The organism is Pseudomonas sp. LBUM1655, from assembly GCF_059716085.1.
In genome coordinates, this window is the sequence record NZ_CP166801.1 from 5076195 (window position 1) to 5088738 (window position 12544).

General features: G+C 57.4%; 13 protein-coding genes. 11 read left to right on the forward strand and 2 right to left on the reverse strand.

All coding sequences use genetic code 11. From position 1 onward, the window contains the following. Positions 1–115 precede the first annotated feature (115 nt). The 10 genes from ACA074_RS22645 (at position 116) to ACA074_RS22690 (ending at position 9408) form a co-directional block, all read left to right on the forward strand. Positions 116–1357: a tyrosine-type recombinase/integrase gene (locus ACA074_RS22645; protein WP_497677838.1), complete on the forward strand. Its 1242-nt coding sequence runs from the start codon at positions 116–118 to the stop codon at positions 1355–1357. A 280-nt stretch (positions 1358–1637) separates the two neighbouring features. Continuing rightward, positions 1638–2477, forward strand: coding sequence for a hypothetical protein (locus ACA074_RS22650; protein WP_497677839.1), 840 nt, complete (start codon positions 1638–1640; stop codon positions 2475–2477). A 92-nt stretch (positions 2478–2569) separates the two neighbouring features. After that, a complete protein-coding gene (locus ACA074_RS22655; RefSeq protein WP_497677840.1) occupies positions 2570–2890 on the forward strand; it encodes a helix-turn-helix transcriptional regulator in 321 nt (106 codons plus the stop codon). Further along, complete coding sequence (locus ACA074_RS22660) at positions 2887–3495, forward strand: hypothetical protein (RefSeq protein WP_497677841.1); 609 nt, start codon at positions 2887–2889, stop codon at positions 3493–3495. Before ACA074_RS22655 ends, ACA074_RS22660 begins: the two co-directional genes overlap by 4 nt. Continuing rightward, a complete protein-coding gene (locus tag ACA074_RS22665; protein WP_497677842.1) occupies positions 3492–3797 on the forward strand; it encodes a hypothetical protein in 306 nt (101 codons plus the stop codon). The genes ACA074_RS22660 and ACA074_RS22665 overlap by 4 nt, the downstream gene beginning before the upstream one ends. Positions 3798–4328: 531 nt before the next feature. Further along, positions 4329–4613 (forward strand): hypothetical protein, encoded by a 285-nt coding sequence (locus ACA074_RS22670; RefSeq protein ID WP_083354188.1) that lies wholly within the window; start codon positions 4329–4331, stop codon positions 4611–4613. After that, positions 4610–4882 (forward strand): DUF3077 domain-containing protein, encoded by a 273-nt coding sequence (locus tag ACA074_RS22675; RefSeq protein WP_497677843.1) that lies wholly within the window; start codon positions 4610–4612, stop codon positions 4880–4882. Before ACA074_RS22670 ends, ACA074_RS22675 begins: the two co-directional genes overlap by 4 nt. Continuing rightward, positions 4879–7785, forward strand: coding sequence for a DUF927 domain-containing protein (locus tag ACA074_RS22680; protein WP_497677844.1), 2907 nt, complete (start codon positions 4879–4881; stop codon positions 7783–7785). The genes ACA074_RS22675 and ACA074_RS22680 overlap by 4 nt, the downstream gene beginning before the upstream one ends. A gap of 93 nt (positions 7786–7878) precedes the next feature. Then, positions 7879–8823: a chromosome segregation protein SMC gene (locus ACA074_RS22685; protein WP_497677845.1), complete on the forward strand. Its 945-nt coding sequence runs from the start codon at positions 7879–7881 to the stop codon at positions 8821–8823. Between the two features lie 219 nt (positions 8824–9042). Next, complete coding sequence (locus ACA074_RS22690; RefSeq protein WP_497677846.1) at positions 9043–9408, forward strand: histone-like nucleoid-structuring protein, MvaT/MvaU family; 366 nt, start codon at positions 9043–9045, stop codon at positions 9406–9408. Between the two features lie 324 nt (positions 9409–9732). Here ACA074_RS22690 and ACA074_RS22695 read toward each other — a convergent pair whose 3' ends face one another. Next, complete coding sequence (locus ACA074_RS22695) at positions 9733–10908, reverse strand: MFS transporter (protein WP_497677847.1); 1176 nt, start codon at positions 10906–10908, stop codon at positions 9733–9735. A 94-nt stretch (positions 10909–11002) separates the two neighbouring features. On the opposite strand from ACA074_RS22695, the gene ACA074_RS22700 reads away from it, so the two are divergent. Next, the gene (locus tag ACA074_RS22700; protein WP_497677848.1) at positions 11003–11896 is read left to right on the forward strand and encodes a LysR family transcriptional regulator; all 894 of its coding nucleotides are present in this window, start codon (positions 11003–11005) and stop codon (positions 11894–11896) included. Positions 11897–12283: 387 nt separating this feature from the next. Here ACA074_RS22700 and ACA074_RS22705 read toward each other — a convergent pair whose 3' ends face one another. Next, a complete protein-coding gene (locus tag ACA074_RS22705; RefSeq protein WP_347803078.1) occupies positions 12284–12538 on the reverse strand; it encodes a bacteriocin immunity protein in 255 nt (84 codons plus the stop codon). Positions 12539–12544: the final 6 nt, after the last annotated feature.

Below are 12544 nucleotides of genomic sequence, written 5' to 3' on the forward strand. Positions count from 1 at the left end.
GGCCACTTGGCCGGTTTTTTTGTGCCTGTCTGTCTACAGCTGTCTACCCTTATCCGTTGTATCCCTGTATCCCTGCTTGTATCCTGAGAAAAATACCGAACTTTGGGATACAAGGATGAAGCGCGCGGATATCAAGCGTCGGCCTCTCGCAGATACCACACTCGCGGGACTGGAGCCGGAATCAAAGGAATATCGAGAGCTAGATGGAATTGGCCTCTACTTCAGGGTCAAACCTGATGGTGGTAAATCTTGGCAGCTCCGCTACAAACGCCCGGCGGGTAATTGGGCGTGGATGGGGCTGGGGGGTTATCCAGAGGTAAGCGGCGCGCTAGCAAGAGACAAAGCTGCCGAACTACGCAAAGTAGTGAGCAGTGGTGCTGATCCCCTCGAACAAAAGCGATCAGCAAAAGCGGCAATAGATGCAGCTAAAACTCGAACCTTCCGAGCGGCTGCCGACGCTTGGCTAAAGGCGAAAGAAGAAAAGGGTCTGGCCCCGTCCACCCTGAATAAGATTCGCACATACCTCGATAAGGACATTCTCCCAGCGCTCGGTGACAAACCACTCGACGAAATCACCCGGACAGATTGCGCAGACCTGCAAGCATCCATAGAAGCGAGAGATGCTCACAACGTTGCGGAAAAGTGTCGCACCTGGATCAATCAAATCTTCGGTCGAGCCATCGGATTAGGCTTGACCGAGAACGACCCGGGAAGCCGACTTCGCGATATCGCCGCCCAAGCACCGAAAACGCAACAGCATCCTCATTTGCTGGAACCTGAACTTGGCGACTTTCTGATCGCGCTAAAACATACACCCAGCAGACTGACGGCCCGAACCGCAGCATGGCTCTGCATCTGGACGGCATCGAGACCGGGAATGGTCCGCTTGGCCGAATGGAAAGAGTTCGACCTTGATAAAGCCATCTGGACGACACCGGCCGCCAAAATGAAGATGCGCAGGGATTTCGTGTGCCCACTTCCCAAGCAGGCGTTATACGCCCTCAAAGAACTCCAATGTCTAACAGGGCGCGGTCGGTGGTTGTTTCCCGGCGTCGGAGCCAAGAACCCGACAATCAGTGAAAACACCATTAACAAAGTCTTTGCGACTGTTGGCTATAAAGGTCGCTTGGTCGGCCATGGAACTCGCCACACCGCTAGTACCTTGCTCAGGGAACACGGCTGGCCAAAAGAACACGTAGAAGCGCAGCTAGCTCACAAAGAAGAGGGAATCTCTGGGATCTACAACAAGGCTCAATATCTCGATCACAGAGTGAAGATGATGCAGTGGTACGCGGATTACCTAGATCAGTTGGCTGCTGGGAATGTCACTCACGCACCTCTTGATGAGGTGGTATGAGCGCGTACATCCGTACTTCCTCCAAAAGCGGTGTTACAGGTGTTACGTGTGTAACGACCTATACGAAACGCCCGATTTCATTGATCCTTAGGCTTGTTACACGATTGCGCGGATGCTCGTACACCCGATGTAACTCGGCACAAACGTGTAACGCCAAAACGAGCCCTTGCCCTACTGCGGGCCGCTGCTTGCCGCGAGCTGAAAGAGGCGTTTCGCTGGTTACGCTCGCAAAATATAGGGCGTGGGATCGAGGCGCACACGATGCGCGAGCCTCTGACCAATGACTAGTGACCAAAGCATCGCGCAGTCGGCACTCACGTCTGGCTTGAGGGGTTTCCTATCGGACCAGTCGCTTTATGCACTATGCCGCGAACAGCTCACTGATGTGTGTTACTTGATCGATCAGTGCTGTCAGCGCATCCAGAGCAGCGACATCAGCAGCGATCTCAGCAGCATGTGCATCAAGGCGACCATGCATGAGGAAACCATTTTCCAGTACGCCTCTACCGACCACAGAGCGCGCCTCGCACACTGGGTTCGTCAATACAGCGGCTGTCACGCTGCTTCGGATCGAGAAGCACATGCGGCCTACATCATGGCCTGCGCCGTGAAAGCACTCGGCATTTTGAGCGACTGGATGCGTGAAGCCGATCAGAAGGTCTGGTCATACGTATCGAAGCATCCGACCGACTGGCCTTGGAGCTTCTACTGTAATTTCGTCGAGACTCAGATTGACCCTCGAGAACGCATTGAAGCACTCGATCAATACGCGCTTCATCTGGAGCCGATTACTTCACTCCCCTGCCTAATTGATGATGAGCTGACCCCGACTGCAGATAGAGCTATCAAAAACGCCATTCGCAAGAAAGGTGGCGTCATCAGTGGGATAGGGCGTGCTCAGGACATGATCACCCGCGATGCGGCTATCACTAAGCAGGGCCTTCATTACTTGGCGAGCGGCATGTCACATAGGGATATCACCTCGAAGGTACATTCCTGGCTTGAGCAGGAAGTCGCAAAACCACCCGCGCAGCGCCCTGAGTGGATCGCCCTTGAAACTGAAAAGGCGTTGTCACGCAAAAGCGTAGAGGCCATTCTCAAACGCAACTTCGTCGTGTAAACCTGAAATTTCAAATGGAAGTGAACTGCTCACCGCGGCTCAATCTCTAGACCATTGCTCTCGTCAGTCCAAACCAATCGAGAGCAATACCAATGACAAAGAACATCGCCCAATTCACCAGCCCAACCTTCTCGAATCTTGCCAGTCCTTTCGACTCCACTTCAGCCGTACCAGACCTAGCCACTCCATTTGACCCCGCTACCACCCTCATCAGAATGCCACGTCTAGAGATCGCTACGGGACTCAAGCGCTCGACGATCTACAAGCTTATGCAGTGCCCCGAAAGTGGTTTCCCACTGCCAGTCAAACTGAGCAACAGCAACGCACGAGGCGCACCGGTTGCCTGGGTTTTTTCTGAAGTGCAGAGCTGGGTCAAAAGCCGCATTGAGGCCCGTGATCAGGTGGCCGCATGAAGCGCAATTACTGCCCTTTCAAGGGACCATTCTTCGACTCGTACAGCGTCGGATTCCGCCTCTATCAACCTGGTGAAATCAACTGGCGCCATCGCACCATCGCGGGTGTGAGCTGGAACGGTGAAGAGCAGGAAGCGTTCTTTTTCAGCCCTGACGGTCTCGTACTCCCACTGAAAGCCAACCCGTGGGAGCTACCCGAGTTGATCCGCAAAAATGCGGTGCGCAGAGAGTTTTCGAGTGTTCACGGCATCGGTTACTTCGCGATGAACCCAAGCCGCCTAGCCTCACTGAAATCACGCGGCATGACCGACTGGGTTACCTACTGGCTCGTCGATCAATCAGCGGGATTCGCCAACGATCCAGCGGTATGGCAACGCATCATGGATGAGGATCTAACCGTCGAAAAGACAACAAGCGAACGCACTCACCAAGACATGCGCTTGACATCCGATCTAGCGAGTTATGTCGAAGAATGTGTAGCAAAACGCCGCCAGCAGATGACCATTACGCACCGCCGTCGCTGTGCAGAGGACAGCAGGATCCTGGCTTGGCTTAAAGGCGAAACACCAGCGCCACTTTTTGCCCAAGTGCAGGAGGCGGCATGAATCGCAAGATCGCTGATAACGCCTTGATGCATCCGTTTTCGGTGCTACGCCGGATTGGCTTTTCGCCCCGCCTCATGCAACGCCTTGAGCGCTACCGCAGCCAGCAGGACAAACAAGGCCGTGTCGTGAGTGTGCTCAGCTGGGCCGACGGAACCTGGTGCGCCCTCTCCCTCCACTGCGAAAAAATCGGTGCAGTGATTGTCGATGAAGGCCAGCAAACGCAAGCCTACGAAGACGCACGATCGATGCTCAGCGGTGGCTTCCTGCCCCTCCTCTCCCTGCGCTGGGAAGCCCACGCCTGAAACGAAAACGCCTCCGGGGGCGATCCGGAGGCGTTGAGGTAAATCTACATGCACGAACAATTTATGCCGCTCCAGAAAAATCCGCAAGCCGTCAACGCAGTTGCACTTTCGAAAAACGGACGTTACTCTTTCGCCGTCGCTGCAAAATCAGCGACCGGGTTTGACGGCCCGATCAACAATAGGCGCACAGGCGCCCCCATTACGATTGCAGGCGCTTTTTTTGTGCCCGCATTCCCGTTTTATGGTGGCTGTGCGTGGGAGACCTTCGGGTCTGCCGGGTTCCTATTGTCCCGGTCCGTCAACCTGCGCACAGCTACCACCCCAATTCGTTTGACGGCGAAAGGTGGTAGCTCCTCAACAATAGGAGCTTTACCCGATGCACGCCCTCAATCCGTTCAAAAATCGCGCCGCTGCACACCGTGCAATGGCTCTCGCCGCTTTACACGCCAATTCCAGTCTCGCTACACGCCTTTCCCGCTACAACGCTCACATGGCCAAAGCCCGCGCACTCGAAACCGCAGGCGGTGCCCAATGAACAACGCATTGAGTTTTGCCCTGCCCGAAGATCTGCTCTGCGTGAATCCAACCGCAGAAGCCGGTGTGCCCATCGACGCAATCACCTGCGCTATTGCTCGCGCCGACTCGGTGCTAACGCTGCTTGAAGAACACTTCGAAAATGACTCTTCGCGCCTTGCTAACCACGTCATCGCTGCCGTCCTCTGGGACGTTCGCGGCACCCTTGGTTTGATTAAAACACTGACCTTGCACGGCGACTCCACCTCGATGCCTGCTGCGCAGAAAGGCGGTGCGCTATGAACGCCTCCACCACGCTGGGTCACGCCACCTTTACTCGCGTGAATGCCTCCGATTTGAAGTTGTTCCGGGTCAATGCCGGAGTACCGGTCGAGGATGCACTGGAGATGGTTTCCCTGCTGCAGCATCACGCCAACCAACTCAACTTCGACGCCGCCATGAGTGACAGCGGTGAGCGTTTCAGTTGGCCTGCTATGTACCTCGGCGAGATGGCCAAAGCGCTGACCGATGACATTAACGACGCGCTGTTTCTGCCGAGGGCTGACGCATGAGCCAACGCCAGAGCAACACCGCGAAACGCCCAAGTTTTGCCGACGTGAAAGTCGCCGCGCTGAAAGACATTGATCGTGTCTTGTCGCACTGGCTGCCCAACGGCAAGCGCATCGACGGTGGCAAGGAATACACTGCGCCGAATCCGACCCGCAGCGATAAGCGCGCTGGTTCGCTAAAAATCAATTTGAGCAAGGGCACGTGGGCCGACTTCGCCACCGGTGACAAGGGCGGCGATCTGATCGATCTGGTGCGCTATCTCGACGGCGGCACCGATGTAGAGGCCTGCAATAAACTGGCAGACCTCCTCAATGTATTGCCCGGCGGCGCCCAAGCGAAGCCTGCGACCGCCAAGACAAAAGCGCCTGAGTGGAGTGCCATTCGGCCGATCCCGGCCGAGGCCATGAACAAGTGCCCGGCCAAACATCGGCAACACGGGGCGCCCTCCAAAGTGTGGATCTACCGTGATGCGCAGGGCCAGCCACTCATGGCGCTCTACCGCTTCGACCTCGCCCCCGATGAAGACGGCAAGCCGAAGAAGGTATTTGCTCCCCTGACATGGTGTCAGCGCGCCGATGGCCAAACCAAGCAATGGCGCTGGCAGGGCCTGCCCGATCCGCGCCCACTGTTGCGCCTTGATGAGCTGGCTCAGCGCAGTGACGCACCTGTAGTTCTATGTGAAGGCGAGAAAGCTGCTGACGCTGCCGCCGAACTGATGCCCGGCCACGTGGCCACCTGCTGGCCTAATGGTTCCAACTCCTGGCACAAAGCCGACCTGACACCGCTCAAAGGTCGCGACGTGTTGTTGTGGCCAGACAATGACGTCAGCGGCACAGCCTGCATGGAAACCGTAGCCGACAAGCTGCGCGATATCGGCGCCGCGTCGGTGCGAGTCATCGCGCTGGAGGTGTTCAAGCGCAAGCCAACGCTGAAGAACGGCGCCGCTGACTTCGCCAAAGGTGGTCAATGGGACGAAGGCGACGATGCAGCCGATGCGCTTGTCAAAGGCTGGACAGCGCCCCACTTCACCAAGCTGGAAAGCAGCGGTGAACTGTTCGGTTTGGTTGTGGAAAAGTCGGAGCCAGAGCAGGCCAAGGCTAATCCGGAACCGAAGGCAAAAGCAGCAGCCAAGCGTCCCTCGAAGCCAAAGAATGACCCGATGCCCGGTGGTTTCCGCCTCACGTCCGAAGGCGTCTTTTATGCGGGCGACGACGGCGAAGCGCGGCCAGTGTGTTCGCCTCTGGAAATCCTTGCCCGCACTCGCGACGACAAAGGCCAGAACTGGGGCCTGCTGGTCGAGTTCGACGATCCCGACGGCGCCAAAAAACGCTGGAACATCCCTGCGCGCACCATGACCGGCGACTTCGGCAAGGACGTACTTGGCCCATTGGTCGACATGGGGCTGCGTCTGGCCGGTAGTCGGTCCGGACGCAATGCACGCAACGACCTGCAAAGTTACCTAGGCGGCTTCGACAGCGCGCAACGGGCACGACTGGTCACTCGCTTGGGCTGGCACGACAGCGCTTTTCTATTACCCGAGCAACAGGTCGGCGCACACAGCGAACATCTGCATTTCTACGAGGCCGGTTCTCAGCTTCCGCCGATCAGCGAAGCGGGCACGCTTGAGCAGTGGCAGGAGCAGATCGGCGCGCTGTGCGTCGGTAACCATCGCTTGGCGTTTGTCGTCGGCGTGGCTTTTGCGGGACCACTGCTACACATGCTTGGCCATGAATCGGGTGGCTTTCACTTGTACGGCGACAGCTCGGGCGGCAAGACCACGCACCTGCAAGTTGCCGCCTCGATCTACGGCGGGCCGCGTCTGGTGCGTTCGTGGCGCTCCACCGACAACGCGCTGGAATCCATCGCCGCCGCGCATTCCGATGGCCTTCTGGTACTGGATGAAATCGGCATGTGCGACCCGCGCATCATCGGCGAAACGGTGTACATGCTTGGCAACGGCACCGGCAAGGCCCGCGCCAATGATCGAGGGCAAGCAGGCCGACAGGTGCAAGAGTGGCGTTTGCTGTTTCTCTCCACCGGTGAGAAGACGCTGGCCCAGCACATGGCCGAAGCCAACAAAGAACTGAAAGCGGGCATGGAGGTACGCATGCTTGCGGTCCCGGCAGATGCGAGCAAAGGCCTCGGCATGTTCGACACACTCAACGGCTTTGAGGATGCGGCGGCACTGGCCGACGCGCTCAAGGCACGAGTAGCGAAATATTACGGCACTCCACTCACTGCATTCCTCACGGCGCTGTGCGAACCCGGCAAACGTCACGGTTGGTCCGCCATCCTGCGCCGCACGCTGGAAGGGTTTATCGCCCAGTCGCTCCCGGCCTCGGCCAGCGGACAGGCACACCGTGCAGCCGCTCGCTTCGGCCTCGCGGCCGCAGCGGGTGAGCTGGCCACCGCGATGGGTATCACCGGTTGGCCGGATGGGACTGCCACTACCGCCGCTCGCGTGTGTTTGAACGCATGGATGAACGAGCGAGGCGGAGCCGGGAACTTCGAGGGTGATGCGATCTTGGCGCGGCTGCGCCAGGTCATTGAACGCTTTGGCGAAAGTCGGTTCACCCGCTGGGAATCGGCGGCGGCGAAGATCGACGAACACGGCCCGCGCACCATCGACCGCCTCGGCTTTCGCAAGACGCTGGAGCACGGCTTGGGCGACTCCCTGCACACCACCAACACCTATTACGTGCTCCCCGAGTTATGGCGCTCGGAGATCTTCCGAGGCATGAACATCACTGCCGTGAACAAGGAACTGCTACAGCGCGGTGTTCTGGAGCCCGGAGGTGATGGCAAGGCATCGAGTTTGATCCGATTACCCGGTCTGGGCACGCAACGCTGCTACGTCGTGAAGACGATTCCGGGAATGGACGAAAGCGAGGCTCGGGCTGCCTGAGGGTATCTCTGCTGATTGAGGTAGCGCCGGCTTTTCCCCGGCCTCGCCAGCCACTCAACCAACCCACAATCGAATTGCACAGAGACTAAACAGATGAACGAGCTTCAAGACCTGAAAGACCAACGCGACCATTTGCGCAGCGAGGCTGAAACGCTGCATGCCGAAATGCTGCCACTCGAAACGGTGCTGGAAAGCGACGACGCCATCGAACCGGATCGCAAGCGCGAACTGCGGGACAAGTACAACGAATTGAAAGGCAAATTCGACTCGCGCAATCTCAATGCCGATCTGTTGGACCGGCGAATCAATCGCCGAGAAAACCTCACCAATTGCGATTCCCTGATGGCGGGTTACATCGAGGCTATGGATAACTGGAAGGCTGATGAGCTGGAGCTTAACGAAAAGCGCCACAGCCTGAGTACCCGCCTGGAACAGATCCAACAACAGGCGGTAGAGGATATGACCAAAGCCCGTCAGGCCGAAACGGACGCTGCCACTGCGTACGCGCAGGCCGTTGCGTGGGGTGACACCGAAGGCGAGAAGACTGCCAACGCCGACGCACAAAAGGCCGCGAAGAACCTGACAACAGCCGCTGAACATAACCGTCGGCAACTTTTGATCATAGCCGCGTTGGAGCAGGAGTTGCTCACCGTAGATAAATACATCTCAGAAGCACAGGTAAAGCATAAAGATATTGAGCGCACAGCTCTGTTGCTTTCGCACACGGTACTCGAAGAAAAATGGAATGAGGCCGCTAAAGCGTTGTTCGAGGCTGGCGGAAAGCTATGGGCGAGTTACAACTTGCTTGGCCGAGACCAGATCGGGCTGATGAAGCTTGCCGTTCCAGAGCAAGGTGAAAACTTTGGGAAGTGGACGTGGGAAGAGCTATCAGTTCGCTCGCGCCAATACCACGCCCGGGACTTAATCCAGCTCGACACCTTGCCAATACCGCAACAGCCAGCAGATATAAACAATCCAGAACAACGCAGAGATGATCGTAATGAAAAAAACAATACAGAACAGCGCGAGCTGGTCTGACACACTCAAAACTCGGAAAGCCCATCTCAATGCCCTGCTGAAGACCATCAACGCAGGGCCGGGCAAAACCAGTCCGATACAAACGCTAACTATCAACGCGATTAAATCGGAAATGGCGCATATCGAAAGCCAACTGAATCGCCGGAAATAGTGCTGAACTTGTCACTCGCACTACCATCCAAATAAGCACGCATGACTTCACTGAACAAGGGAAACAACATGTCCAAACTCGCAGAATACCGTCAGCTGGAAAAACACCTCGCCGAGCAGCTCCAAGCACTTGAAGCACTGAAAGGTGATGATGGACTGAAGAAAGAAATCGAGTTCGAAACGAAGCTGCGCAAGCTGCTTGAACACTATGGTTTTAGCCTGAAGCATATCATTAACCTACTCGATCCACAGACCACCGCACGGCGCCAAGCTGCGGCCCCAACCGGAAGCACGCGCAAACCACGTGAGCTGAAGGTGTACAAAAATCCTTATACCGGTGAAGTGGTCGAAACCAAGGGTGGGAATAACAAAGTGTTGAAGGAGTGGAAAGCAAAACACGGCGCCGACGTCGTAGAGGGATGGCTGAAGAAGTAAAAATAGCTTCACCTGAAAAAGGGCCCCGTCGGGCCCTTTTTGCTGCTGACCCTAAACCCAAAAAAATCGACGTCATCTGGTAGATTCGTGGCGACAATGCTCCACAATTACAGCTTTCCCCACGAGAAGGATTAACGACATTCTTTGGCCATATAGACCTTCGCGACAGGCAGCTATCGGCCATAAGCAGTCAATCCCGAAGGACGGCTTTTGACCCGAAGCTGCTGGTCAGCAATGGCTAAAATTGACCGATTGCCGCCCCTCGATAAGGGCAGCAATTCTACCACTCGCCGCCACTCATCGATGGTAACGAACCACTCCCCCTCATCTTCGTGACACCACTGCAGCTTCAATCGTTTTGGAACGCCAGACATAAGCCAACACCATCAGCAGCCCCAGAGCAGCCATCGCCGCTCCGGCCAGGGAAATCGCCGGATAACCCAGACCCGCGTTGATCACCGCTCCGCCCAGCGCTGCGCCAATCGCGTTGCCAAAATTGAAGGCGCCAATGTTCACCGCAGAGGCAAGATTGGGCGCGTCCTTCGCTGCTTCCATGACGCGCATCTGTAGCGGCGGCACCAGGGCAAAGCTGGCGATACCCCAAATCAGGATGGCTACGGCAGCCGGCAGCGGCCAACGCATCAGTACGGTGAACGCCAACAAGACGAGAATCAGCACGCTCAGCGAGATGATCAGAGTGCGATCTATCGAGCGGTCAGCGGCCTTACCGCCCCACATGTTGCCCAGCGTCAACCCGACACCGAATAGCACCAGCATGGCGGTGATGAAGGCGGTGGACGCATGGGTCTCGCTGCTGAGGATCGGCGCGATGTAGGTGAAGACGGTGAACATGGCACTCGAGCCGACTACGGTCAGGGCCAGCGCACCCAGCACCGGGCCGCGCCCCAATACCCGAATTTCCGCCATTACACCGGCGCTTTGCGGCGTCTTCAGGTTAGGCAGGGCAAACCACAAGGCGGCCATGGTCACCACGCCCAGGCCGGTAATACCCCAGAAAGCGGTGCGCCAACCGAACAGCTCGCCAAACCAGGCGGCCAGCGGCACACCGCCGATGGTTGCCAGGGTCAGGCCCATGAACATCGCCGCAACCGCCCCGGCACGCTTCTCCGGTGCGACCACGCTGGCGGCGACGATGGAGCCAACGCCAAAAAATGCACCATGGTTCAGTGAGGTCACAACCCTGGCGACCATGAGGCTGTAGTAATCGGTGGCCAGGGCTGACATCAGATTACCCAAGGTGAAAATCGCCATGAGCCCGATCAGCAGATAGCGCCGAGGAATTCTGCCGGTGGTCAGGGTCATCAGCGGTGCGCCGAGCAATACGCCCAGCGCATAGGCACTGACCAGCAAACCGGCGGCGGGAATGGAAACGCCCAGATCCGCAGCGATACCTGGCAACATGCCCATGGGGGCGAACTCCGTAACGCCGATGCCAAAGGCACCAATGGCGAGTGCGACAAGTGGTGGATTGATACGCATGGAAGGCTCCTTATCTATGCCGCTGATGCTACGATCGAGTCTTTTCAGGCGGTAGATAGCATTTTTGGCAATCACCTTTGCGCAGGAGGCACAAGTGGATTTCAACGGCAGGTCAGGTGAAATGAGCGTGTTTATCACCGTGGCACAGGAAGGTAGCCTGTCGGCCGCCGCGCGTGCACTGGGCCTGACACCCTCGGCAGTCAGTCGGATCATCGCTCGTACCGAGCAACGTCTTGGCACCCGCCTGCTGTTGCGCACCACCCGGGCGATTACCTTCACTGCCGAGGGCGAAGCGTTCCTGCGCGGCGCCCGGCGTATCCTGGCCGACATGGACGAGGTCGAAGAAGCCATCGCCGACCAAGGCGTACCCAAGGGGCGATTGCGGGTCAGTGCCGCCCTTGGCCATGGACGGCTGGCCATCGTTCCCTTGGTTGCAGCATTCAGCGCCCGTTACCCGAACATCGTCGTCGACCTCACCCTTGGCGACGAAGTGGTCGACATTCTCGGCGGGCAGGCCGACGTCGCGGTCCGCTTTGGCCATCTGCCCGACAGCCCGCTTACCGCGCGCAGGATCGGCGACACCGGCCAGGTAGTGGTGGCATCGCCCGAGTATCTGCAGCGCCACGGCATCCCCCAGGAACCGGTAGACCTGCTACAGCACAACTGCTTGCGCTTCAACTTCCGGCGTGCGGAACCCAACTGGCCGTTCATCCGCGATGGAAAAGAGTTTTCCCTAAAGGTCAGCGGCAACATCGAATGCAGCAGTGGTGAAGCGCTGGCACAACTCGCGCGAGTAGGTGCCGGCATTGCACGTATCGGTGAGTTCAGCGTGAGCGAGGATTTGCAGCGCGGCGACCTGATTCCGCTGTTGGAAGCCTGGAACCCCGGGGACCAGGAACCGATTCATGCGGTGTTCGTCGGCGGGGTGGCAATGCCGGCGCGGGTGCGATTGTTCGTTGACTTCTTGCTGGAACATCACCGGATGTAAGCGGAGGCGTAAGCTGATATTTCCGGATACCTGTGATTTTGAAGTGACCAAAACATTTTTGGGTGCGTTATCAATAGGTGGTTTGCCTTACTGGAACAATTGTGAGCTCTGGGATAGATGGTTCGTCCGCACGTCTTAAATGGCCGTCGTGAAAGACCGGTCTTGGCCGCTATCTGCCAGTCACGGCAGGGAGTCGACTGAGAAACGGATGCAGCTCACTTGCAGGGGGAACGCGTGCATTAACGCCAGCGTGAGTGCTCTACCTGCTGCCGCTGTAGCCACCAGGACGCCCTGCCCCAATCCATGCATGTTGCAATCCTTCTGAATAAACGCAGCATTTACCGGGTGGGCTGGCAGCTAGCGTCGCGTAATGGGCCAAGACCTGAATCAGTCCTTTTTAAATGCCGATAGGCCGTTAGCAGCGCGCCATTCTTTCACCGTCCTAGTGACACCTTCGGCAGAGTTGTCCGCACCGGGTTCTGGGTGAAAAATAAGGTCGTAACCATCTGGATGGCCCGCGAGCTTGCTGAACTGTTCAAGCAATTCACCCAGCTCATCGTCCGTGCCGCCCTTGTTAACGACTCGTATGTTTTTGATGAAGGCGATGAATTCGACTTCGGTAAAATCAGAAATATCTTCCATGTTGTG